This is a genomic window from Oerskovia enterophila, from assembly GCF_044748475.1.
GTDB classification, from domain to species: Bacteria; Actinomycetota; Actinomycetes; order Actinomycetales; family Cellulomonadaceae; genus Oerskovia; species Oerskovia enterophila.
Genome location: NZ_JBIVFZ010000001.1, coordinates 683,904 through 707,188 on the forward strand (window position 1 = coordinate 683,904; position 23,285 = coordinate 707,188).

Here is a 23,285-nt window from a genome sequence, read left to right on the forward strand (position 1 = left end):
CGTGCTTCCTCCTGACGCCCGACGACGTGCCCGTAGCGAGATGACCCTCACCGAGAAGGCCTCGCTCACCTCAGGCGCGAACTTCTGGAACACCAAGCCGGTCGACCGGCTCGGCGTTCCCTCGATCATGCTCACCGACGGCCCTCACGGTCTGCGCAAGCAGGGCGGGGCGGCGGACCACCTCGGTCTCAACGCCAGCCTGCAAGCGACGTGCTTCCCGACCGCGGCCACGCTCGCCAACAGCTGGGACCCGGGCCTCGTGGAGCGGGTGGGCGAGGCGCTCGGCGCCGAGGCCGCCGCCGAGGGCGTCAGCGTCCTGCTCGGCCCCGGCCTCAACATCAAGCGCAACCCGCTCGCGGGCCGCAACTTCGAGTACTTCTCCGAGGACCCGCTGCTCGCGGGCCGGCTCGCCGCGGCACAGATTCGCGGCATCCAGTCCCGCGGCGTGGCCGCGAGCGCCAAGCACTTCGCGGTGAACAGCCAGGAGACGCACCGCATGACGATGGACGAGGTCGTCGACGAGCGCGCGCTCCACGAGACCTATCTCGAGGCGTTCCGCATCGCGGTCACCGAGGGCCGGCCCTGGACCGTCATGAGCTCGTACAACAAGGTCAACGGGACCTACGCGAACGAGCACCGCGAGCTCCTCGACGAGATCCTGCGCAAGCAGTGGGGCTTCGACGGCCTGGTCGTGACGGACTGGGGCGGCAACAACGACCGCGTCGCGGGCCTGGTCGCGGGCAACGCGCTCGAGATGCCGTCGACCGACGGGGTGACCGACGCCGAGGTCGTGCGCGCGGTCGAGGAGGGTCGCCTCGACGAGGCGGTCCTCGACGCCCGCGTCGACGAGCTGCTGACGCTCGTCGAGCGCACGGAACGTGCCCGCGCCACCAGCCGTACGCCCGACGGCGCCGCACCGGTCGACCTCGACGCGCACCACGCGCTCGCGGTCGAGGCGGCACGGCGCTCTGTCGTCCTGCTGCGCAACGCGCACGGGACCCTGCCGCTCGGGTCGCACTCGGGCCGTGTCGCAGTGATCGGCGACTTCGCTGCCGACCCGCGGTACCAGGGCGCGGGCAGCTCGCTCGTGAACCCGACCCGGGTGGACGTCGCGCTCGACGCGCTGCGCCGCAGCGACCTGGACGTCGTCGGCTACGAGCCCGGCTATGCACGCCGCGACGGCGGGCGGGGTGCGTGGGACTCGGCCGCGTCGGCGCGCCGCCGACGCCAGGCGGTCCGGCTCGCCGAGCGCGCCGACGTCGTGCTCCTCTTCCTCGGGCTGGACGAGTCGGCCGAGGCCGAGGGCGTCGACCGCGAGCACATGCGCCTCGCGCGCAACCAGCTCGCCCTCACGCGCGAGCTGACGGCGCTCGGGGTGCCGGTCGTGGTCGTCCTGGCCGGCGGCGCGCCCGTCGAGCTGCCGTTCGCCGAGCACGTCGACGCGATCGTGCACGGCTACCTCGGTGGCCAGGGCGGCGGGCAGGCGATCGCCGACGTGCTGACCGGCCGGGCGGACCCCGCCGGGCGCCTCGCCGAGACGTACCCGCTGCGCTACACCGACGTGCCGTCGTCGGCGACGTTCGGGCGGACCGAGGCGACGTCCGAGCACCGCGAGAGCATCTACGTCGGGTACCGCCACGCCGACAAGGTCGGCCTGCCGGTCCGCTACCCGTTCGGCCACGGCCTCAGCTACACGACGTTCGAGCACAGCGACCTCGCCGCGGACCGCGAGAGCGTGCAGGTCACGGTCACCAACACCGGGGACCGCGCCGGGACCGAGACCGTGCAGGTCTACGTCGAGGCGCCGGGCGCGGCCGAGGGCGCGTTCCGCGCGCCCCGCGAGCTCGCGGGCTTCGCGAAGGTCGCCCTGGCACCGGGCGAGAGCGCGAGCGTGAGCGTCGAGCTCGCCGAGCACGCGTTCGACGCCTACGACACGGGCGTCCACGAGTGGCGCACCGTGCCCGGCACCTACACCGTGCAGGTCGGGGCGTCGTCGCGCGACCTCCGCCTGACGGCGTGCGTCGAGATCGACGGCAAGCCCTGGACGCCCGACACCACGGATCTGCCGCACTACGTCAGCGGCAAGGTGGACCGCGTCCCTGCCGCCGAGTTCGCTGCGCTCCTGGGGCGGACGCCCCCGTCCCCGGACTGGCCCGTCGGGCAACCGCTCACGCGCGACGACATCGTCGCCCAGGCGCGAGGCCGCGGCGGCTTCGGGGGCCTGCTGGTCGGGCTCATCGACACCGCCGGCCGACTGCTCATGGCACTGGGCCGCCCCCTGGCGGCGAACAACACCCGTTTCGCGCTCGACCTGCCGTTCCGGTCGGTGGCGCGGATGAGCGCGGGCAAGGTCGACGACGCGATGCTCGACGCCCTGCTCGTGATGGTCAACGGCCGGTTCTGGCGCGGCATGCGCCGCCTGGTCCCGGCATGGCGTGCCCACGCGAAGGCCGCGCGGGCTCCGAAGAAGGACTGAGAACGATGGCGACACGCACAGAGATCAAGCGGGACGCGGTCGCGCGCGCACAGGAGCTGCGCGCGGCCAGGCGAACCCGGCGCGCCGAGCTGAAGGCCTTGGCGCCCGAGGACCGGAAGGCGGCCAAGGCCGCTGACAAGGTCGCGGTCCGCGAGGCGAGGAAGGCCGCCAAGGCGGAGCGGGCCGAGGCGCGCGCCGGGATGACCCGGGCCGAGCGTCGCGAGGACAAGCGCCGCGCCCGCGTCAATCGCAAGGTCGAGCACCGTCCCCGCCGCGCGGTCGGCTGGGGAGTCACGGCCGTGGCCGTGGTCGGGATCGGCGCCCTGGTCGCGCCGTTCGCGAGCTCGATCGGGTTCCTCATGTCGATCGAGTACGACTCCGCGTCCCCGGCGGGCGTGGCCGCCCGGGAGAACGCCGCCCGGGTGTCGGAGGAGATCTCCGACGAGGGCATCGTCCTGCTGAAGAACGAGGAGAACCTCCTCCCGCTCGCGGACGACGCGCTCAACGTGTTCAGCTTCGCGTCGTTCAACCTGATCCTCGGCGGTGGCGGGTCCGGCGGCAGCAACCAGTCGCAGTCCGTGCCGTTCTACGACGCGCTCGCGGACCAGGGGATCGCGGTCAACCCCGACCTCAAGGCGACCATGGAGGCGGCCGGCGCCAAGACCGACACCGGCGGCGCCAACGGCCTGGTCCAGATCGCGGGCGCCATGCTGGGTGGCGGCGACGAGGGCGAGCCCGCCCCCGACTACCTGACGGACGACGTCATGGCCCAGGCCGCCGAGTACTCCGGCACGGCCCTGGTGGTCATCGGCAACGACGGCGTCGAGGGGCAGGACATGAGCCCCGAGCAGCTGCGCCTGACGGATGCGCAGCGCGCGCTGTTCGACCGTGTCACGGGCACGTTCGACGACGTCGTGGTGGTCGTGAACTCGGGCAACCAGCTCGAGCTCGGGTTCCTCGACGCGTACCCGCAGATCAGGTCCGCGGTGTGGATCGGCACGCCCGGTCCCCGCGGCGCCGTCTCGCTCGCCAAGGTGCTGACGGGGGACGTGAACCCGTCCGGCCGCCTGACCGACACCTACGCCTACGACGTGACGAGCGCCCCGGCGGTCGCCAACGTCGGTGACTTCGACTACGCGAACACCAAGCGCTCGTACATGGACTACGAAGAGAGCATCTACGTCGGCTACCGCTACTACGAGACGCGCTACGCGGGCGACGAGGCGGGCTACGCCGAGGCCGTGCAGTTCCCGTTCGGCCACGGCCTGAGCTACACCACGTTCGCGCACGAGGCCACGGCACCGCGCGTCGACGGCGAGACGGTCAGCATCGACGTCACGGTGACCAACACGGGCGACGTCGCGGGCAAGGACGTCGTGCAGGCGTACTTCTCCGCTCCGTACACGCTGGGCGGCATCGAGAAGTCCGCGATCGAGCTCGCGGGCTACGACAAGACCAGGATGCTCCAGCCGGGGGAGTCCGAGACTCTGACCGTCACGTTCGACGTGCGCGACATGGCCTCGTGGGACACCGAGGGCCACGGCGCGTACCTGCTCGAGGCCGGGACGTACCAGATCTCGGTGCGCACCGACGTGCACACGCCGGTCGCGCAGTTCGAGCACGTGGTGGCCGAGGACGTCGTCTACGACACCGACGCCGACACCGGTCACGAGCTGACCAACCGCTTCGACTACGTCGAGGGCGACCTGACCTACCTCTCGCGCGCCGACTGGGACGGCACGTTCCCGCAGGCTCCCGAGGCCGGGGCCACGGCCTCCGACGAGCTGCTCGCGCGCATGGACCCGCAGATCGAGCCCGCGGAGGGTGAGACCCCGACCTACGGCGCCGACAACGGCCTCGTCCTGGCCGACCTGGCCGGCCTCGACCGTGACGACCCGCAGTGGGAGGAGTTCCTCGACCAGCTCACGCTCGACGAGCAGATCGACCTCTTCGCCAAGGGCGCCTACCGCACGCACGAGGTCGAGCGGCTGGGCATCCCCGCGATGGACCTGCTCGACGGGCCTGCGGGACTCAACTCGCTCTTCAGCCCGCTCGAGGCGGCCGCCTACCCGACCCAGGTCGTCGTGGGCGCGACGTGGAACGACGAGCTCGCGTACGCGCTCGGCGAGTCCGTGGGGACCGAGGCCAACGCCTACGAGATCGAGGGCTGGTACGCCCCCGGCATGAACCTGCACCGTTCCGCGCTGGGCGGGCGCGACTTCGAGTACTTCTCGGAGGACCCGCACCTGTCGGGCATGCTGTCCGCCGCGATGGTCTCGGGCGCCGAGAGCAAGGGCGTCCTGACGTTCATGAAGCACTTCGCGCTCAACGAGCAGGAGGTCAACGCCCGGTCCGGCGTGAACGTGTTCGTCGACGAGCAGGCCCTGCGCGAGCTGTACCTCGAGCCGTTCGAGATCACGGTCAAGGAGGCCGGCCCGACGGGCGCGATGAGCTCGTTCATCAACATCGGCGGCGTGTGGGCCGGTGGCAACGAGCAGCTCCTGCAGGACGTGCTCCGCGGCGAGTGGGGCTTCCAGGGAGTCGTCTCGACCGACGCGGTGCTCGGCTCCTGGATGGACCCCGGCCTCGCGGCCCGCTACGGCAACGACCTCATGCTCGCGATGCTCCCGGGGTCCGACAAGGCCACCAGGGCCGCGGTCGAGGAGGACCCGGTGGGGGTCGGGAACGGTCTGCGCGACCGCGTCCACACCATCCTGTACACGGTCCTGCAGACGAACCTGTTCGACTGATCCGGGCGCCCGCCCCGGGCCCCGGTGGGAGGCTCCACCTCCCGCCGGGGCCGGCAGGGCTTGCACCACCCAGGCGCCCGACGACGGAGCGCACCTTCCCCGCGACGGTGCGCTCCGCCGTCGGGCGCCTTCAGCATGCCCGCGCCGGGGCAATTCCCTCGCCGCAGCCGTGCCGGTCCCGCTAGCGTCCCGCCCATGACTCTCACCCCGCGCCGAGGCCCTCGTCCCACCACGTCCGACGAGGGGCCGCACCGGCAGGTCGACCAGCAGGCACCCGCTCCGCTGTGGGGCGAGCTCGTGCTCGCGGCGACCACGATCGAGGGCGTCCGCGAAGGGCACAGCTCGGTCTCCCCGGCGTCCTCCCGGGCGCTGTTCCTCGACGGCCACGAGCGCACCACGAACCCCACGACGTCCCTCGCGGCGCCCGACCAGCGACTCGAACCGGTCCACCTGCACGGCGTGACCGACACGAGCCTGCACCTGTGCCTGCCGCGTGAGCGAGCCCAGGAGGTCTGTGCCGCGGGCTGGGGCGAGGCGCACCAGTACGCGGACCACTCGACCGAGATCATGGTCTACGGGCCGCGGGACGTCGACGAGCTGGCCGTGGTCCTGGGGCTGGTGCGCGAGAGCCTGGACCTCGCACGGGCGCTCAACGCGTAGCCCCGGGCCGAGGAGCATCGAGGTAGAGGGTCCGCGTCGAGGTAGAGGGCCCCAGGCCTCTACCTCGGCCCCAGGCCTCTACCTCGGCCCCAGCCCTCTACCTCGCGCCCCCGGGCGCCAGCACCTCGACCGACACGAGCGCGATGTCGTCCTCGGTGGTCTGCGGCACGAGCCGGGCGAGCAGCGCGTCGAGGAGGTCCTCCCGCGAGCGGCCGGCGAGCTCCTCGACGACGCCCGGCAGCCGGTCGAGCGCCTCCCGCAGCCGCGTGCCGCGCCGCTCGACGAGGCCGTCGGTGTAGAGGAGCAGCACGTCCCCGGGGTGCACGAGCGTGGTGTGGTCCGTCCGGGACGCGTCCGAGCCGATGCCGAGCAACCGGTCGTTGTGCCGCGCGAGGAGCTCGGCCGAACCGTCGGCCCGCACCATGACGGGCGGTGGGTGCCCGGCCGAGACCCACGTGAGCGTCCGGTCGCCGGTCGGCCCGGGGAGCCCCACGAGCGCCGCGGCCACCGTCGCGACCGCGTCGATGCCGAGCCCGTCGGCTGCCCGCTCGGTGCGTTCGAGGATGCCCGCGGGCGAGTCGCCCGACTCGTACGCGACGCCCCGCATCACGCCCCGGAGCTGGCCCATGGTCGCGGCCGCGGAGATGTCGTGGCCGACGACGTCCCCGACGACCACGAGCGTGCACCCGCACGAGAGCTCGAACGCGTCGTACCAGTCGCCGCCGACGTGCATCTCGCGCGAGGCGGGCCGGTAGCGGACGTCGATGCGCAGCCCCTCGGGCTGGGCGGGCGGGGTCAGGATCGAGTCCTGGAGCGCGAGCGCGGCACGCCGCTCGCGGTCGAAGCTCTCCTGGAACCTGCCGAGCGAGGACCCCAGGTGCAGGGCGTGGTCGACCACCGCGGCGTCGAGCCCGATCTGCTGGCCCGCCGCGGTCCGCTGCGAGCTCTGCACGATGTCGGTCACGTCCTCCGCGCGGTGCACGAGCGCGGCCACGCGGCCGCTGGCGTCGAAGACGGGGATGTTGGTCATGAGCCAGTGGCGTTCGAGCCACTCGTCCGGCCGGTCGCCGGGCACGTCGATGCGCAGCGGCCCGAGCAGGTCGATCCGCCCGGTCTGCAGGACGCGCTGCAACGAGTCGACGACCCGCGCGACGCGCTCGTCGTCAGCGGGGGAGAAGGCGAAGCCTGCGTTGAGCGGGCGTCCGACGAGCGCGGTCGCGGGCAGCCCGAGCATGTCGAGGTAGGCGTCGTTGACGTCGAGGACCGTCAGGTCGGGGGACAGCAGGACCTTGGGCGCGGACAGGGCGGCGAAGACCGCGCGGTAGTCGAGCCTGTCGGCTGCGGGCGAGGGGCTCGCGTCGTCGGCCGGGCGCTCGGTGCGCGGCGCGGACCCCCGTGCCGCCCTCGCGCGGCCGCTCGTCACGTCTCGCGCGTCGTCCGTCATCGGATCGGCCTCTTCCCCTGCGTCCTTCCCTCAGCATGGCGGACAAGTCGTGCGTCCGCAGAAGTGCGCGCGCAGGGGTCCGCAAGGGTCTCGCGGAACGGATGCCCGACGGCGGGGCGCGCCGTCCGTGGGAAGGTGCGCCCCGCCGTCGGGCCGCTGAGCGAGCGTCAGCTCACGTTGTCCGTGTAGTCGACGTCCTTGGTCTCCTTGCTCACGAGCAGCGCCACGAGCGTCAGGACCGACATGGCCGACAGGTAGACCCCGACGAGCACGGGCGAGCCGTCGGCCTGCTCCCACAGCGCGACCGCGATGAACGGCGCGACGGCCGCCCCGAGGATCGACGACAGGTTGTAGGCGATCGCGGAGCCCGTGTACCGGACGTTGGCGGGGAAGAGCTCGGGCAGGATCGCGGCCATGGGGCCGAACGTCAGACCCATGAGCGTGAAGCCCACGATCAGGAGCGTCATGACGCCCACGGTCCCGCCCGTGAACAGCGGCACGAACAGTGCGCCGAACACGATGATCGCGACGGTCGTCCAGATGAGGTGCTTGCGGCGGCCGAACCGCTCGGCCATCGGGCCCGAGACGAGCGTGAAGATCCCGAAGAACACGACGCCGACGATGAGCATCACGAGGAAGTCGGTGCGTGCGTAGCCGAGACCCGGCGCGCCGCCGCTGCCCGCGGCGACCTCGGCGGGCGCGGTGCCGAACGTCAGCGTGAACGTCGTCATGAGGTAGAACAGCACGTAGGTCGCGAGCATGATGAACGTGCCGAGCACGATCTGGCGCCACGACGAGCGGAACACCTGCGCCACGGGTAGCTTGGCGACCGCGCCGGTCTCCACGACCTTCTGGAACGCGGGCGTCTCGACGAGCCGCAGGCGCACCCACAGGCCCACGATCACGAGGAGCGCGCTGGCCAGGAAGGGCACGCGCCAGCCCCACGCGGAGAACTGCGCGTCGGTCAGCGTCTCGGCGAGGACCAGGAACGTGGTGTTCGCGAGGATGAAGCCGATGGGCGCCCCGAGCTGGGGGAACGTGCCCCAGATCGCGCGCTTGCCCGCGGGGGCGTTCTCGGTCGCGAGCAGTGCCGCGCCGCTCCACTCGCCGCCGAGCCCCAGGCCCTGGCAGAAGCGCATGAGGACGAGCAGCGCGGGCGCGAGCACGGCCCACCCGGGCGTGGTCGACGGCGGCAGCAGGCCGATGAGGAACGTCGCGACGCCCATGGTCAGGAGCGAGGCGACGAGCGTGCCCTTGCGTCCGATCCGGTCGCCGTAGTGGCCGAACACGATCGACCCGAGCGGACGCGCCACGAACGCGACCCCGAACACCGCGAACGACGCGAGGAGCTGGGAGGTCCCGCCGTCGAGCGCAGAGAAGAAGACGGTCGGGAAGACGAGCACGGCCGCGGTCGCGTAGGCGTAGAAGTCGTAGAACTCGATCGACGTGCCGATGAGGCTCGCGAAGATCACGCGGCCCTTGCTGTTGACCGGTGCCTCGGGGTCGGCGGACGGGTGGGCGGCCGTAGTGGTCACGGGGGTGTGCTCCTGGTGCAGACGATGGGTTCGGGGAGGTCTCCCTGCGCGCCGGAGGGGACCGTACTACCCGGTAACTTCCCTCCCACGGTAAGGACCGTGACCACATGGCGAAGTGGCCGTCTCGCGATGTGGTCATCACGAAGGCCAGGGGCATGATGGGAGGACGACCCCCTCACGAAGGAGAACCATGCCCCTGCCCCTCCAGCCGACTCTGGACTTCGTCACCGGGCTGCCCAAGGCCGAGCTCCACCTGCACCTCGAAGGCACGCTCGAGCCGGACCTCAAGCTCCGCCTCGCCGAGCGCAACGGCATCGACATCGGCCAGAGCACCGTCGAGGAGGTCCAGGCGACCTACCGGTTCACCGACCTCACGAGCTTCCTCGCGGTCTACTACCCGGCCATGGACGTGCTGCAGACCGAGGACGACTTCTTCGAGCTCGCCCACGCGTACCTCCTGCGCGCGGCGGCCAACGGTGTCCAGCACGCCGAGATGTTCTTCGACCCCCAGGCCCACACCTCGCGCGGCGTCCCGTTCGAGGCCGTCGTCAAGGGCTACCACCGCGCCGCGGCCGCCGCGGCAGACTTCGGCGTCGACGCCGACCTCATCCTGTGCTTCCTGCGCGACCACTCGGCCGAGAGCGCGGCCGAGACCCTCGAGGCGTCGGTGCCGTTCAAGGACCTGATCCTGGGCGTGGGCCTGGACTCCGACGAGCGGGGCAACCCGCCCGAGAAGTTCGCCGCGGTCTTCGAGCGCGCCCGCGAGCTCGGCTACCGCCTCACGATGCACTGCGACATCGACCAGGTCGGGAGCATCGACAACATCCGCACGGTCCTCGAGACCATCCAGGTCGACCGCATCGACCACGGCACCAACATCGTCGAGGACCCGGCGCTCGTCGCCGAGGTCAAGGCGCGCGGCATCGGCCTGACGAGCTGCCCCGTGTCCAACAGCTTCGTGACCGACGACATGAAGGCCGCCGAGGTCGCCCAGCTCCTGCGCGACGGCGTCAAGATCACGATCAACTCCGACGACCCCGCGTACTTCGGCGGGTACGTGGCCGACAACTACGCGGCGGTCGCCGCCAAGGCCGGACTCACGTCCGAGGAGGTCGTGACGCTCGCGAAGAACTCGTTCGAGGCGTCCTGGATCGACGAGGACCGCCGGGCGGCCTACCTCGCGGCGGTCGACCGCTACGTCGAGCAGTACGAGCCGACCCGCCCGTAGCACGCCACAGGTGCCCGACGGCGGAGCGCGCCTCGCGCGTGAGGCGAGCCTGCGCCGTCGGGCACCTGGGTGACGGGCGCCCCTGGCGCCCACCGAGCGGGTCCGGCCGGTGTCCCTGCTGGTCAGCGAGCTCTCGCGGGCCTCGCCGTCGTCGGATCGGCCCCGGTGGGTGAATAATCTTCGGATGCCCCGCGTTGGGGGACAGGGAGCACGGCGCCGCGAGCGGCGTCCGCGCACCGACGCCCGAGCGGCCCACCAGGCCGCCGGCGGCAGGGGACGCACGGACCGAGTCGGACGCAGGACCCATCCGCACGACCATCGAGAGAGCTAGGCGACGACGACCACATGAACGATCTGCTGTACGTCAACGGTGGCACACCGCTCAACGGGACCATCACCGTGCGAGGGGCGAAGAACTTCGTCTCCAAGGCGATGGTGGCCTCCCTGCTCGGCGAGGGACCCAGCGTGCTGCGCAACGTGCCGCAGATCCGCGACGTCGGCGTCGTGACGGGGCTGCTCGAGCTGCACGGCGTCAAGGTCGTCGCGGACGAGGTCGCGGGCACGCTGCACCTCGACCCGACCGACGTCGAGTCGGCGCACGTCGCGGACATCGACGCGCACGCCGGGTCGAGCCGCATCCCGATCCTCTTCTGCGGGCCGCTGCTGCACCGCCTGGGCGAGGCCTTCATCCCGGACCTGGGCGGGTGCCGGATCGGCGACCGCCCCATCAACTACCACCTGGACATCCTGCGCCAGTTCGGCGCCGTGGTGGACAAGCGCGAGCAGGGCATCCACATCCGCGCCCCGCGCCGCCTCCAGGGCACCAAGATCGCCCTGCCGTACCCGAGCGTCGGGGCCACCGAGCAGCTCCTGCTCACCGCGGTCCGCGCCGAGGGCATCACCGAGCTCTCGGGCGCCGCGATCGAGCCCGAGATCATGGACCTCATCGCCGTCCTGCAGAAGATGGGCGCGATCATCTCGGTCGACACCGACCGCGTGATCCGCATCGAGGGCGTCGACAAGCTCATGGGCTACCAGCACACCGCGCTGGGCGACCGCATCGAGGCGGCCTCCTGGGGCTCTGCGGCCCTCGCGACCGGCGGCGACATCACCGTCAAGGGCGCGACGCAGCCGGAGATGATGACCTTCCTCAACACGTTCCGCAAGGTCGGCGGCGAGTTCGAGGTCCAGGAGGACGGCATCCGGTTCTACCACCCGGGCGGCGACCTCAACGCGATCGTGCTCGAGACGGCCGTGCACCCGGGCTTCATGACGGACTGGCAGCAGCCCCTCGTCGTGGCGCTCACGCAGGCCAAGGGCCTGTCGATCGTGCACGAGACGGTCTACGAGAACCGCTTCGGGTTCACCGACGCGCTGCGGGGCATGGGCGCGACGATCCAGGTCTACAAGGAGTGCCTGGGCGGGCTGCCGTGCCGGTTCGGGCAGCGCAACTTCCACCACTCGGCCGTCATCTCGGGCCCCACGCCGCTGTCCGCGGCGGACATCGAGGTCCCCGACCTGCGCGGCGGGTTCAGCCACCTCATCGCGGCGCTCGCGGCCAAGGGCACGTCGACCGTGCGCGGCATCGGCCTGATCGACCGCGGGTACGAGTACTTCCAGGACAAGCTCGACGCGCTGGGAGCCGACGTCAGCCGCGGCTGACGGGCGCCGGTCACCTGGGATCGACCCACGGGCGCGGGGCGTGCTGAGGCACGCACCGCGCCCGTCGTCGTCCGCCGGCCCGCTCACAGGTGCCGCACAGTCTCGTACCACCGGGCGCGCAGGTCGTACGGGCAGGGTGGGTCGTATCGGGCGAAGGGCTCGCCCGGACAGGAGGAGCAGCCATGCCGTCCGACACGTCCCCCGCGAACGACCCCGCGCCGCACGCGGGGACCACCGAGCCTGCTGGGCCCACGGACCACGTCGGGCCCGGGGCCCGGGCCGAGCCGCGCGGTGCCCGACGTCGGGCACTCACCTGGGGCGCGGGAGCCCTCACCTTCTCGGTGCTCACCCTGGGCGGCTTCGCGCTGACGAGCGCCCCGGCGGCCCCCGGGACGGGCACCACGACCGACGGCACGGGACCCGCCGTGGGTGCCACGTCGGACGCCCCGTCGGACATGACAAACCTCACCGACGAAGCATGAGGAAACCGACAGAACGGGTGAAGGGCTGCACTGCCTGAGCGCTCCGGCGGGCACCAGGCTGGAGGCATGGACAACGACAGCCTCGACCACGGCGCCTCGGGCCGCGACGCCCGCCAGGACGACCTCGTCATCGACGTGCAGGGCCTGCGCCGCAGGTACGCCAGCAGCACCCGCGGCGCCAAGGGGTTCGAGGCGGTGGCGGGCGTCGACCTCCAGGTCCGCCGCGGCGAGCTCTTCGCGCTCCTCGGGACCAACGGCGCGGGCAAGACCTCGCTCCTCGAGGTGGTCGAGGGGCTCTCTCGCCCCACGGCCGGCACGGCCAAGGTCTTCGGCAAGGACCCCTACCGCGAGCGCGCCCAGGTCCGCCCGCGGATCGGGATCATGCTGCAGGAGGCCGGCTTCCCGTCCGACCTGACCGCGATCGAGACCGCGCGCATGTGGGCCGGGACGCTCGCGGCCCCGCGCCCGGTCGAGGAGGCGCTCGACCTCGTCGCGCTCCGCGGCCGCGCCGACGTGACGGTGACGTCGCTCTCGGGAGGCGAGCGGCGCCGTCTGGATCTCGCCCTGGCGCTCCTCGGACGCCCCGAGGTGCTGTTCCTCGACGAGCCGACCACGGGCCTGGACCCGGAGAGCCGCCGCTCGGCCTGGGACCTGGTCCAGTCTCTGCTCGACGACGGCACGACCGTCGTCCTGACGACCCACTACCTCGAGGAGGCCGAGCGCCTCGCGGACCGGCTCGCGATCATGCACGGCGGCAGGATCGTTCAGGAGGGCACGGTCGCGGAGATCGTCGACGCCGAGCCCGCGCACGTTTACGTCGACGAGGCGAGCGTGCGCCCCCACCTCGCGGACCTCCCGCTCCTGCCGGGCGAGAGCCTCGATCGCGTCGAGGGCGGCACGCTCTCGATCGCGACGCGTGACCTCCAGCGCAGCCTCGCGGTGCTGCTCGCCTGGGCCGCCGACCGCGACGTGACGTTCGGCCGCATCGAGGCGCGCCCCGCGTCGCTCGAGCAGGCGTTCCTCGCGATCGCCGACGGGCCCGGCGCCTCGCGCCCCGGCCTTGCCTCCTCCACCATCGACCCGACGGAGCGTGCAGCATGACCACCCTCGCCCAGACCCCCCGCCGCACCAGCCGAGCGTCCTCGGCCCCCCGCGGCACGACCGGCCTCGCGGGCTCGCTGCGCCGCGTCGGCTCGCTCGTCCGCGCCGAGACCACGCTGCTCCTGCGCAACCGCACGGCCCTGTTCAACGGGGTCGCGCTGGCCCCCGCGATGGTCGCGTTCCTGCACTTCTCCGGAGCGCTCGAGGCGGTCGTTGGCGACGGGGCCGGGGCGTCGGTCGTCGGGGCCTTCGCGCTCACGAGCCTCATCTGCTTCGCGCTCATGTTCGTCGTCTACTACAACCTCGCGAGCGCCTACGTCGCGCGGCGCGAGGAGCTCGTGCTCAAGCGTCTGCGGACCGGGCAGTGCTCGGACGCCGAGATCCTGATCGGCGCCGCGACGCCCGCGGTCGTGACGATGCTCGGACAGCTCGTGCTGGGCGGGGCCGCGATCGCGCTGTGGATCGGCCTCGACGCCCCCGCGAACGTGGTGCTGCTGCTCGTCGCGGTGCTCGGGGGGACGTTCGTCTTCGCGGCGCTCGCCGCCGCGAGCACCGCGTTCACGCGCACGCTCGAGTCGGTCCAGCTCTCGACCCTGCCCATCATGGCCCTCGCGCTGCTGCTCTCGGGGACCACGCTGCCACTCGCGCTCCTGCCGGAGAGCGTCCAGACGCTCGCCGCGTTCACGCCCCTGCACCCGGTCGGCGAGCTCCTGACGATCGGCCTCACGGGGCTGGGGCCCGACGGCGACGCGGTCGGCTTCGGGGAGACGTTCGCCCTGGCCGCGCAGCCGCTCGCGATCCTGCTCGCCTGGTGCGTGGTCGGCGCGTGGCTCGCGGCCCGGTACATGCGGTGGGAGCCGCGCCGCTGAGGTGCCGCTGAGGTGTGGCGACGTCGCTCGTGGTGGACCCGGGCTGGGCGGCGTCGTCGAGCACGAGGTTGCGATCGGTCGAGCACGAGGTTGCGGTCGCTCTCCTGCTGAGAGCGACCGCAACCTCGTGCTCGGCACCGGAGGACCGGAGCCCCGGAGGACCGGAGCCCCGGGAGCAACCGGAGCACCCTCGAAGATGCCCACGTGAAAGGCTGACCCCGTGAGCTGGAACCCCCTCGTCGGCGCGTGGTCGCGTCGCAGCAACCCCGAACGGTTCGACACCTACACGCGCTGGTCGCTGTACGTCGTCGCGACGTTCGAGCTCTTCGTGGTGCTCTGGGTCGTGGGCGAGGTGCCCACGGGGCACCCGGCCCTGCTCGCCCCCCTGATCGGGCTGTGCCTCGCGCACACCGCCTCGTGCGTCGTCGTGATCCGGTACGGGGTCACCCGGTTCCTCGGCGGTCCGCCGCCTCCCCGGTGGGCCCTGGGCGCCATGTGCGGGCTCGCGCTCGCGACCTGCGTGGTCGGCCTCGCGGCGTACCCGACGGGTGAGGGATCCATGTTCCAGGGCAACACCCCGGTCCTGGTCGTGACCGCGGCGACCGCGTTCTCGGTCGCGGCCTGCGCGCCGCTCCTGACCTTCCGGTGGTTGGCGCTCGGGGCGGTCGGCGTCGCGGCGGTCTCGGGGCTCGTCTCGTGGTCCGTCGCCCCGGTCCGCGACGAGACGGCGGCGGGCATCGCGGTGGGCCAGGGGATCGGCGTCGTCCTCATGTGCGTCGGGATCTTCGCGTCCTACCGGGTGTCGGTGTGGATGCTCGGGATCGTGTGGGAGCAGGAGCGCAACCGCGTCCTGCACGCGCGCCTTGCCGTGGCCGAGGAGCGGCTGCGCTTCTCGCGCGACCTGCACGACGTGTTCGGTCGCACGCTCTCGGTCGTGGCCGTCAAGAGCGAGCTGGCCGCGGAGCTCGCCTCGCGCGGACGCCCCGGAGCGGCCGAGCAGATGCTCGAGGTGCGCCAGATCGCGCAGGACTCGCTGCGCGAGGTCCGGGCGGTCGTCGCGGGCTACCGTGCCGCGGACCTGGCCGCGGAGCTCAGCGGCGCCCGCTCAGTCCTGCGGTCGGCCGACATCGAGACCACGATCGGGTCGTACGGTGACGGCGAGGAGGGGTCGCTGCCCGAGGCCACGCAGGAGGCGCTCGCCTGGGTCGTGCGCGAGGCCGTGACCAACGTGGTCCGCCACTCCCACGCGACGCGCTGCGAGATCACCCTGCGCGTCGAGCGCGGCGAGGCGGTCCTGACCGTGACCAACGACGGCGTCCCCGACCTCGACCGCACCACGACCAGCCCGGGCAGCCCCAGCGGGTCCGGGCTGATCGGGCTCGGCGAGCGGCTCGCCGGGGCCGGCGGTCGGCTCGAGACCGACCTCGAGCCCCCCACGTTCCGTCTCACGGCCACCGTCCCGATCCCGGGGGTCGGTAGCCTCGTGTCGCGCATGCCGCTCGTCCCCCGGGGCCGCGGCACCGGCACCCCTCGCCCCGCCCAGGAAGGCCCCACCGCGTGATCCGCATCCTGCTCGCCGACGACGAGAACCTCATCCGCGACGCCCTGGCCACCCTGCTCTCGCTCGAGGACGACCTCGAGGTCGTCGTCCAGGCCGCGTCGGGGACCGAGGCGCTCGCGGCCGCACGCAAGCACACGCCGGACGTCGCGGTGCTCGACCTCCAGATGCCCGGCCTCGACGGGATCGAGGTCGCCCAGGCCCTGGCCACCGAGGTGCCCGGGTGCGGGGTCGTCATGGTCACGAGCCACGGCCGACCGGGGTACCTCAAGCGCGCGCTCGAGGCCGGGGTGCGCGCGTTCCTGCCCAAGACCGTCTCGTCGCGCGTCCTGGCGGACGTGGTGCGTCAGGTCCACGCGGGCGGACGGTACGTGGACCCCGAGCTCGCCGCCGAGGCCATCGCGGCCGGCGCGAGCCCCCTGACGCCCCGCGAGGCCGACGTGCTCGAGCTCGCCGCCGGGGGAGCGCCCGTCGAGGAGATCGCGACGCGCGCCTCGCTCGCACCGGGCACGGTGCGCAACTACCTCTCGTCGGCCGCGGCCAAGCTGGGCGCGACGAACCGCCACGAGGCCGTCCACCTCGCCCGCCGGCACGGGTGGATCTGACGGTGCGTCCCGGCCGGGGTGAGGGTCTCACCCCGGGCGCGCGGCGGCGTCGGGCCCGACGACGGCACGCGGCCCGGTAGGCTCGGTGACCGTGCCGAAAGCTCATCCTGACAGCCGTGCGTACCGACTCGTCGCGATCGTCGTGCGACCCCTGATGTTCGCGATCACCCGCCGTGACTGGCAGGGTGCGGAGAACATCCCCGCCACCGGCGGCTTCATCGCCGCGGGCAACCACATGTCGAACATCGACCCGCTGACGTTCGCCCACTTCCTGTACGACCACGGCCGGGCGCCCAAGATCCTGGCCAAGGCGTCGCTCTGGAAGATCCCCGGCCTGCGCTGGCTCCTGGACCGGACCGGGATGATCCCGGTGCAGCGCAACACCGCGGGGGCTGCGTCCTCGGTGAGCGCGGCGGTCGACCAGCTCGCGCTGGGCGAGTGCGTCGCGGTGTTCCCCGAGGGCACCCTGACCCGTGACCCGGACCTGTGGCCCATGGTCGGCAAGACCGGTGCCGCGCGCCTCGCCCTCGCGAGCCGCATGCCCGTGGTGCCCATCGCGCAGTGGGGCATGCAGGACATCCTGCCTCGCTACAGCAAGAGGTTCCGGCCGATCCCGCCCAAGGACGTGGCCGTGCACGCGGGCCCGCCCGTCGACCTGTCGGACCTCTACGAGCGTCCCATCGACACCGCGACCCTGCGCGAGGCCACCAACCGCATCATGGACGCCATCACCGGGCTGCTCGAAGAGATCCGCGGCGAGAAGGCCCCGGCCGAACGGTTCGACGTCCGCAAGAACCCCGGCTCGGAGGAACGCAAGTGAGCGCCACCACCCACTCGTCGCCCGTCACGGCCGCCGTGCTCGGCTCCGGCGCCTGGGGCACCACGTTCGCGGCCGTCCTCGCGGACGCGGGCTGCGAGGTCCGGCTGTGGGGCCGCAACGCCGACGTCGCCGCCGACGTCAACGCCACGCGACACAACTCGGCCTACCTGCCCGGCATCGAGCTGCCCCCGGGGCTCACCGCGACGACCGACGCGGCCGCGGCGCTCGCGGGCGCCCAGCTCGTGGTCGTCGCGATCCCCTCGCAGAGCGCCCGCGCGACGCTCGCCCCCTTGCGCGAGCACCTCGCCGAGGGCGCGGTCGCGGTCTCGCTCATGAAGGGCGTCGAGCTCAGCACCGACCGTCGCATGAGCGAGGTCGTCGCCGAGGTGTGGGGGCTCCCGCTCGACAAGGTCGCCGTGGTCTCGGGCCCCAACCTGGCCCGCGAGATCGCCGAGCACCAGCCCACCGCGACCGTGGTGTCCGCGACCGACCCGGAGACGGCCCGCTTCGTCGCCGCGGCCTGCTCGTCGTCCTACTTCCGGCCCTACACCAACTCGGACGTCGTGGGCGTCGAGCTGTGCGGCGCGGTGAAGAACGTCATCGCGCTCGCCGTGGGCATCGCCCAGGGCCGCGGGTTCGGGTACAACACGACCGCGACGGTCATCACGCGCGGCCTCGTCGAGATCACGCGCCTCGGGCTCGCGCTGGGCGCGGACGCCGAGACCTTCTCGGGCCTCGCGGGCATGGGGGACCTGGTCGCGACCTGCACGTCGCCCCTGTCACGCAACCACACGCTCGGCAAGCACATCGGGCAGGGCATGAGCCTCGAGGAGGCCGTCGCGGCGACGGGCGGCACCGCGGAGGGCGTCAAGTCCTGCCGCTCCGTCCTCGAGCTCGCGCAGAAGGTGGGCGTCGACATGCCCATCACGGCCGGCGTCGTGGCCGTCCTGCACGAGGGCATGCCGGTCGACGACATGGCCCGCGGGCTGCTCGCGCGTCCGCAGAAGTCCGAGGGCGTGACGTCGGGGCGCTGACCTCGGTCAGTCGTCGTCACGCACCTCGACGACGACCCGCGTCGGGTCCGTGAGGGCGTAGACCCTGAACGGGTTGTCGGTGTCGTCCGTCCCGATGAACGACTGCGTGTACCCCTCGAACACACCGCGGAGAGCGACCTCCTCGACCTCGTCGGTACCGGCGACCCGCAGGGGGTTGGGGCCCGAGTACTCGGCGACGCCCGTGTCCATGGGGTACCCCGAGCCCGAGATCATGACCTGCAGCGTGCCGTCCCCGGCGAGCGGGAAGACGTTCCCGCTGCCGTCGTCGATCGCCTCCGGGACGTACTCGACGCGCCACCCGGGCGTGCCCGTGCCGCCCAGCTCGTAGACGACGCGGTCGAACCCGTCGTGGCGTCCGACCCGCAGGTCGGTCACGGTCAGTGCCGCGCCGGCGGAGGGCTCGGAGACGTCCGGGTCGGTGTTCGCGGGGAACGCGGGAGCCGTGGTCGAGCCGTCCCCCTCGGTGGAGCCGGTCGACCCGGGCGCTTCGGTGGGGGTGCCGGAGGCGCCGTCGGTGGGGAGCGGGCTGGTGTCCGGAGACGCCGAGCGTGACGGGGACTCGACGGGCGTCGCGTCGTAGCCGCCGTTCCCGCCGGAGCACGCGGTCAGTACGACGAACGCCCCGAGGCTCACGGCGGCGAGGGCTGGTCGCCGCTGCCCGCGGCGAACCGTCCGGGTGGCCGTTCGGGTGGCGCGGTCCATGACTGCCTCCTGCTCGACGCGTGCGGCCGGGAGCGGTTCCCGGCTGTCTCGAGCCTAGGCCGGGCAGGACACGGACGCATGGAGGGAAGGTCTCGATCAGGTGCCTCCTTCGACCGGCGCGCACCGTCGTTCCACGGCGCCTCGCGGCCGAACGATGACAGGGACCGGTCCCACGCCCTAGCCTGGCCCCATGCCGTGGTTCAGCAGCGTGGGCGCGCCTCTCTTCCTCGTCGTCGTGCTCGTGGTCGTCGCGGTGGTCGCGATCGAGCGCATGGTGAGCGGGCGTTCCAGGGAGAGGCGGCTCGGGGACGGACGAGGGGCGGGCGAGACCGCGGGGGCCGGCGCATTCGGCGAGCTCGTCGACGTCTTCCAGCCGAGCAGGGTCCACCTCACCGAGGAGAAGGAGCGGCAACGGCTCGACATCGCGCAGGCGCCGTCCACCGCCCCTCCGATCGACGTCGACCTCGAGTCCGGGGTCGTCGTCTTCAGTGCCGACGCGTACGAGCCGCGGGCCGCCGACGGGACGGCCTCCGCGCGCTAGCTGCCCGCGGCGAACCGGAGCGCGCGGTCGAGGTCCGCCCACAGGTCCTCGACGTCCTCGATGCCGACGCTCATGCGCAACAGGTCCTCGGGGACCGTGAGCGACTCGGTCGCGAACCGTCGCCGCCGCTCGAGGCTCGACTCGACCCCTCCCAGGCTCGTGGCGGGAACCCACAGCTCGACGGCCTCGACGACCGCGTCCGCGGCCTCGCGGCCACCCCGGGGCCGCAGCCCGATGATCGCCCCGAAGCCCGTCATGGTGCGGGCCGCGCGCTCGTGGCCCGGGTCGGTCGGCAGGCTCGGGTGACGGACCTCCTCGACGAGCGGGTGCTCGGCCAGGCGCCGGGCGATCGCCGCGGCGTTGGCCTGGGACCGCTCGACGCGCAGCGCGAGCGTGCGCAGCCCGCGCAGCGCGAGCCACACCTCCCACGGGCCGGCGATCGCGCCATGCAGGGTCCGGTAGGCGCGGACCTTCGCGGCCAGGTCCGGGTCGCTCGTCACGACGGCACCGAGCACGACGTCGGAGTGCCCCGCGAGGTACTTCGTGACCGAGTGCACGACGACGTCCGCGCCGTGAGCGAGGGGCTGCTGGCCCAGCGGGGTCGCGAACGTGTTGTCGACCGCCGTGAGGACCCCCCGATCGCGCGCCGCGGCGAGGAGCACGGGCAGGTCCGCGACCTCGAGCATGGGGTTGGTCGGCGACTCGATCAGCAGGAGGTCCGCCCCGCCGATCGCCGCGAGCACCTGGTCGGTGTCGGCGACGTCCACGCGGACGACCTCGACCCCGTGGCGGGCCGCGAGGTCGTCCGCGAAGCCGAGCGTCACCTGGTAGGCGTGCCGGGGCACGACGACCTTGCCGCCCGCCGGGACGAACGAGAAGACCGCCGCGATCGCCGCCATCCCGCTGCTGAAGACGATGCCCGGCTCCGAGGCGCCCTCGAGCGTGGCCAGGGCCTCCTCGAACGGGTGCCAGGTCTCGGTGTCCATGCGCGTGTACAGGAGCTCGCCCGGCTGCTGCACACCGCGAGACACGTACGTCGAGGACAGGACGACGGGCGGGTTCACGGGCCCGCCCTGCTCGCGGGGCGGGCGTCCGGCCGCGACCGCGATCGTGGCGGGGGACAACGGTGAGCGGTGGGGGAAGGCCTCGGTCGGCTCGATGGGCTCGGTCGTCATGGGGGTGAGATTACGCCTGGGCAGCGAGTGGGTGCCGCGAGCAACCGACGGACGGAACGGCGGCGCCCCCGGTTCAGTCCTCGACCGGTCCGAGCAGCGCGCTCGCGAACGTCGAGTGCGCGGACTCGTCGTCCGAGGGGTGGAAGATCCCCGCGAGCACGTCCCGGTAGAGGCGCCCCAGCTCGGAGGACGCGAAGTACGAGGACCCGCCGGACACGCGGATCGCCTGGTCGACCACGACGCGCGCGGTCTCGGTCGCGCGGACCTTGAGGCCTGCGACCGCCGTGAACCAGCCGGCCCCCCGGTCCACGAGGGCGTCGATCTCGCCCGCGACCTGGTCGATCTGCGGGTAGATCCCGTCCATCGCGATGCCCGCGTCCGCGACGCGCCAGCGGATGTCCGGGTCCTGGGAGAGCGGCCTGCCGCCGTTCTTCATCGAGGTGCGCCGGTGCGCGTTCTCGACCGCGAGCTCGAGGGCACGCTTGCCGATCCCCGTGTAGACCGACGCGAGCAGCACCTCGAACGTCGTGAAGATCGCGAGCACGAGCGGGTCCGTGGAGGGGCCGGGCGCGAGGCGCCGGACGACCCGGTCGGCCGGGGCGTGCGCGCCCACCAGCAGGGTCGTGCGGCTCTGGCTCGCGCGCATGCCGACCGTGTCCCAGTCGTCCAGGACGTCGACGCCGCCGCCCTCGCGCGTCACGAACGCGTGCACGAGGCGAGGGTCGCCGTCGAGCCCCGGGCCGTCCTCGGCCGCCGTCTCGATCCCGAGCACACCCAGCCGCGTCCACGCGGGCGAGAGCGACGTGAAGATCTTGCGGCCGTGGAACGAGTAGCCGCCCTCCCCGTCGGGGCACGCCTGGGTCCGGGACCCGAACAGGACCAGGTCGTTGCCCGGCTCCGAGTACCCGAACGCGAAGACCTCGCCGCGCGCGGCCTCCTCGAGCACGAAGTCGAGCGAGTGGTCCCCGCGCTCGTAGAGGTAGCGTGCGACGCCGGTCCACACGTGGTGCATGTTGACGGCCAGGGCGGTCGCGGGGGCCGCGCCCGCGAGGCGGATCTGCTCGTGCGCCACGTCGCGCAGGCCGAGGCCCGGGCCGCCCATCGCGGTCGGGACGAAGGCCCGGAGGTAGCCGGCTGCTGTCAGCTCCTCGAGGTCCTCGGTGAAGAAGGCGTTCTCGCGGTCGTAGCCCGCGGCACGCGAGCGGATGCGGTCGAGCAGGTCGTCGGTCAGCAGGGGGAGGCTCATGCCCCCGTTCTATCACCGCTCCTTCACGAGCGGGGACCGTTCCTGTTCTCTCGGGGAAGCAGGGTTCCGGTAGGGTCGTCCGCGATGTCCAGCCAGCCAGAACCCAGTGCTCCCGCGCGCAAGACGCGCGTCCTCATCCTCTTCGGCGGACGCTCCGGCGAGCACGTCATCTCGTGCGCCACCGCGGGCGGCGTCATGCGTGCGATCGACCGCGACCGCTACGAGATCGTCCCCGTCGGGATCACCAAGGCGGGCCAGTGGGTCCTCGCCGCGGACGAGCCCGCGCGCTGGGAGATCACGGCGGGCAACCTGCCCGAGGTGACCGCGACGGGCGGTGAGGTCCTGCTGCCGCTCGCGGTCGGTCAGCGTGGGCTGCGCGTCCTGGAGCCGGGCGAGTTCCCGCGCGAGCTGGGCGAGGTCGACGTCGTCTTCCCGCTGCTGCACGGCCCGTTCGGCGAGGACGGCACGCTCCAGGGTCTGCTCGAGCTGGCCGACGTGCCCTACGTGGGTGCGGGCGTGCTCGCCTCCGCCGTGGGCATGGACAAGCACTTCATGAAGCTCGTCCTCGCGGGCCAGGGGCTGCCCATCGCGCCGTACACGGTCATCCGCCCGGGGGAGTGGGACCGCAACCCCGCCGCCTGGACGGAGACGGTCGCGGGCCTGGGGCTGCCGGTCTTCGTCAAGCCCGCTCGCGCCGGGTCGAGCCTGGGGATCACCAAGGTCGACGACCTCGCGGACCTGCCCGCGGCGATCGACGAGGCGCGCAAGCACGACCCCAAGGTCGTGATCGAGGCCGGGGTCGTCGGACGCGAGATCGAGTGCGCGGTGCTCGGCGGGCGGCAGGGCGAGCGCCCGCGCGCGTCGCTGCCCGGTGAGATCGTCGTGACGGACACGAACCACGACTTCTACGACTTCGAGGCCAAGTACCTCGACGAGGCCGGCGTCGAGCTGAGCTGCCCGGCCGACCTGCCCCAGCACCTCGTCGACGAGGTGCGCGACGTCGCGGTCCGCACGTTCGAGGCGGTCGGAGCGGAGGGCCTGTCCCGGGTCGACGTGTTCGTCACGGACGAGGGCCAGGTCGTCGTCAACGAGATCAACACCATGCCGGGCTTCACGCCGTTCTCGATGTACCCCCGCATGTGGGAGAAGTCAGGCATCTCCTACCCCGACCTGATCGACGAGCTCATCCAGCTCGCGCTCGAGCGCCCCACGGGCCTGCGCTGACCGTTCCGGCGGTTCGACCCGACGGACGCGAGGAGCGGGGCCCCCCCCGGGGGGGGGGGGGGGGGGCGGGCGGGGGGGGGGCGGGGGCGGGGGGGGGGGGGGGCCCAACCCCCCCCCCCCCCGGGCCCCCGCCCACACCCCCAAAACGGACC

19 protein-coding genes are annotated in these 23,285 nt (G+C 72.9%); 14 read left to right on the forward strand and 5 right to left on the reverse strand.

What is annotated here, in order from left to right; all coding sequences use genetic code 11:
- Position 1: 1 nt before the first annotated feature.
- From ACIPWA_RS02980 to ACIPWA_RS02990, 3 genes are all read left to right on the forward strand, one after another.
- Positions 2–2,476 carry a glycoside hydrolase family 3 C-terminal domain-containing protein gene (locus ACIPWA_RS02980; protein WP_400288009.1) on the forward strand — a complete coding sequence of 825 codons (2,475 nt, stop codon included), beginning with the start codon at positions 2–4 and terminating at the stop codon, positions 2,474–2,476.
- Positions 2,477–2,481: 5 nt separating this feature from the next.
- Positions 2,482–5,226, forward strand: coding sequence for a glycoside hydrolase family 3 protein (locus ACIPWA_RS02985; protein ID WP_400288011.1), 2,745 nt, complete (start codon positions 2,482–2,484; stop codon positions 5,224–5,226).
- Between the two features lie 195 nt (positions 5,227–5,421).
- Positions 5,422–5,886 carry a luciferase domain-containing protein gene (locus ACIPWA_RS02990; protein WP_400288013.1) on the forward strand — a complete coding sequence of 155 codons (465 nt, stop codon included), beginning with the start codon at positions 5,422–5,424 and terminating at the stop codon, positions 5,884–5,886.
- Positions 5,887–5,983: 97 nt separating this feature from the next.
- Here the strand turns inward: ACIPWA_RS02990 and ACIPWA_RS02995 are convergent, their stop codons facing one another.
- Positions 5,984–7,330, reverse strand: coding sequence for a PP2C family protein-serine/threonine phosphatase (locus ACIPWA_RS02995; RefSeq protein ID WP_056648415.1), 1,347 nt, complete (start codon positions 7,328–7,330; stop codon positions 5,984–5,986).
- Positions 7,331–7,497: 167 nt separating this feature from the next.
- Complete coding sequence (locus ACIPWA_RS03000) at positions 7,498–8,865, reverse strand: MFS transporter (protein WP_400288015.1); 1,368 nt, start codon at positions 8,863–8,865, stop codon at positions 7,498–7,500.
- Positions 8,866–9,055: 190 nt separating this feature from the next.
- On the opposite strand from ACIPWA_RS03000, the gene ACIPWA_RS03005 reads away from it, so the two are divergent.
- The 9 genes from ACIPWA_RS03005 to ACIPWA_RS03045 all read left to right on the forward strand — a co-directional run bounded on the left by ACIPWA_RS03005 (position 9,056) and on the right by ACIPWA_RS03045 (position 18,224).
- Complete coding sequence (locus tag ACIPWA_RS03005; RefSeq protein WP_400288016.1) at positions 9,056–10,093, forward strand: adenosine deaminase; 1,038 nt, start codon at positions 9,056–9,058, stop codon at positions 10,091–10,093.
- A 345-nt stretch (positions 10,094–10,438) separates the two neighbouring features.
- The gene (murA, locus tag ACIPWA_RS03010) at positions 10,439–11,755 is read left to right on the forward strand and encodes a UDP-N-acetylglucosamine 1-carboxyvinyltransferase (protein WP_056648421.1); all 1,317 of its coding nucleotides are present in this window, start codon (positions 10,439–10,441) and stop codon (positions 11,753–11,755) included.
- A 182-nt stretch (positions 11,756–11,937) separates the two neighbouring features.
- Positions 11,938–12,237 carry a hypothetical protein gene (locus tag ACIPWA_RS03015; protein WP_400288018.1) on the forward strand — a complete coding sequence of 100 codons (300 nt, stop codon included), beginning with the start codon at positions 11,938–11,940 and terminating at the stop codon, positions 12,235–12,237.
- A gap of 66 nt (positions 12,238–12,303) precedes the next feature.
- Complete coding sequence (locus ACIPWA_RS03020) at positions 12,304–13,338, forward strand: ABC transporter ATP-binding protein (protein WP_400288020.1); 1,035 nt, start codon at positions 12,304–12,306, stop codon at positions 13,336–13,338.
- The gene (locus tag ACIPWA_RS03025) at positions 13,335–14,207 is read left to right on the forward strand and encodes an ABC transporter permease (protein ID WP_400288022.1); all 873 of its coding nucleotides are present in this window, start codon (positions 13,335–13,337) and stop codon (positions 14,205–14,207) included. The genes ACIPWA_RS03020 and ACIPWA_RS03025 overlap by 4 nt, the downstream gene beginning before the upstream one ends.
- A gap of 220 nt (positions 14,208–14,427) precedes the next feature.
- Complete coding sequence (locus ACIPWA_RS03030) at positions 14,428–15,768, forward strand: sensor histidine kinase (protein ID WP_400288024.1); 1,341 nt, start codon at positions 14,428–14,430, stop codon at positions 15,766–15,768.
- Positions 15,765–16,370, forward strand: coding sequence for a response regulator (locus ACIPWA_RS03035; protein WP_400288026.1), 606 nt, complete (start codon positions 15,765–15,767; stop codon positions 16,368–16,370). Before ACIPWA_RS03030 ends, ACIPWA_RS03035 begins: the two co-directional genes overlap by 4 nt.
- A gap of 91 nt (positions 16,371–16,461) precedes the next feature.
- Entirely contained in the window at positions 16,462–17,190 is a 729-nt protein-coding gene (locus tag ACIPWA_RS03040; RefSeq protein ID WP_400288028.1) for a lysophospholipid acyltransferase family protein, read from the forward strand.
- Positions 17,187–18,224: an NAD(P)H-dependent glycerol-3-phosphate dehydrogenase gene (locus tag ACIPWA_RS03045; RefSeq protein WP_400288030.1), complete on the forward strand. Its 1,038-nt coding sequence runs from the start codon at positions 17,187–17,189 to the stop codon at positions 18,222–18,224. Before ACIPWA_RS03040 ends, ACIPWA_RS03045 begins: the two co-directional genes overlap by 4 nt.
- Positions 18,225–18,230: 6 nt before the next feature.
- Here the strand turns inward: ACIPWA_RS03045 and ACIPWA_RS03050 are convergent, their stop codons facing one another.
- Complete coding sequence (locus ACIPWA_RS03050; RefSeq protein ID WP_400288032.1) at positions 18,231–18,947, reverse strand: AMIN-like domain-containing (lipo)protein; 717 nt, start codon at positions 18,945–18,947, stop codon at positions 18,231–18,233.
- A gap of 190 nt (positions 18,948–19,137) precedes the next feature.
- Between ACIPWA_RS03050 and ACIPWA_RS03055 the strand changes: the two genes are divergently transcribed.
- On the forward strand, positions 19,138–19,488 hold the full coding sequence (locus ACIPWA_RS03055) for a DUF6191 domain-containing protein (protein WP_400288034.1): 351 nt from the start codon (positions 19,138–19,140) through the stop codon (positions 19,486–19,488).
- Here ACIPWA_RS03055 and ACIPWA_RS03060 read toward each other — a convergent pair.
- Both ACIPWA_RS03060 and ACIPWA_RS03065 read right to left on the reverse strand, forming a co-directional pair.
- On the reverse strand, positions 19,485–20,663 hold the full coding sequence (locus ACIPWA_RS03060) for a trans-sulfuration enzyme family protein (RefSeq protein ID WP_400288036.1): 1,179 nt from the start codon (positions 20,661–20,663) through the stop codon (positions 19,485–19,487). The genes ACIPWA_RS03055 and ACIPWA_RS03060 overlap by 4 nt on opposite strands.
- A gap of 73 nt (positions 20,664–20,736) precedes the next feature.
- Positions 20,737–21,909, reverse strand: coding sequence for an acyl-CoA dehydrogenase family protein (locus ACIPWA_RS03065; protein ID WP_400288037.1), 1,173 nt, complete (start codon positions 21,907–21,909; stop codon positions 20,737–20,739).
- Between the two features lie 84 nt (positions 21,910–21,993).
- Between ACIPWA_RS03065 and ACIPWA_RS03070 the strand changes: the two genes are divergently transcribed.
- Entirely contained in the window at positions 21,994–23,133 is a 1,140-nt protein-coding gene (locus ACIPWA_RS03070) for a D-alanine--D-alanine ligase family protein (protein WP_056762372.1), read from the forward strand.
- Positions 23,134–23,285 lie beyond the last annotated feature (152 nt).

Coding starts and splice junctions, on each gene's coding strand:
- ACIPWA_RS02985 (WP_400288011.1), top strand. CDS start 2,482: ATGGCGACACGCACAGAGATCAAGCGGGACGCGGTCGCGCGCGCACAG.
- ACIPWA_RS02990 (WP_400288013.1), top strand. CDS start 5,422: ATGACTCTCACCCCGCGCCGAGGCCCTCGTCCCACCACGTCCGACGAG.
- ACIPWA_RS02995 (WP_056648415.1), bottom strand. CDS start 7,330: ATGACGGACGACGCGCGAGACGTGACGAGCGGCCGCGCGAGGGCGGCA.
- ACIPWA_RS03005 (WP_400288016.1), top strand. CDS start 9,056: ATGCCCCTGCCCCTCCAGCCGACTCTGGACTTCGTCACCGGGCTGCCC.
- murA (WP_056648421.1), top strand. CDS start 10,439: ATGAACGATCTGCTGTACGTCAACGGTGGCACACCGCTCAACGGGACC.
- ACIPWA_RS03015 (WP_400288018.1), top strand. CDS start 11,938: ATGCCGTCCGACACGTCCCCCGCGAACGACCCCGCGCCGCACGCGGGG.
- ACIPWA_RS03020 (WP_400288020.1), top strand. CDS start 12,304: ATGGACAACGACAGCCTCGACCACGGCGCCTCGGGCCGCGACGCCCGC.
- ACIPWA_RS03025 (WP_400288022.1), top strand. CDS start 13,335: ATGACCACCCTCGCCCAGACCCCCCGCCGCACCAGCCGAGCGTCCTCG.
- ACIPWA_RS03050 (WP_400288032.1), bottom strand. CDS start 18,947: ATGGACCGCGCCACCCGAACGGCCACCCGGACGGTTCGCCGCGGGCAG.
- ACIPWA_RS03055 (WP_400288034.1), top strand. CDS start 19,138: ATGCCGTGGTTCAGCAGCGTGGGCGCGCCTCTCTTCCTCGTCGTCGTG.
- ACIPWA_RS03060 (WP_400288036.1), bottom strand. CDS start 20,663: ATGACGACCGAGCCCATCGAGCCGACCGAGGCCTTCCCCCACCGCTCA.
- ACIPWA_RS03065 (WP_400288037.1), bottom strand. CDS start 21,909: ATGAGCCTCCCCCTGCTGACCGACGACCTGCTCGACCGCATCCGCTCG.
- ACIPWA_RS03070 (WP_056762372.1), top strand. CDS start 21,994: ATGTCCAGCCAGCCAGAACCCAGTGCTCCCGCGCGCAAGACGCGCGTC.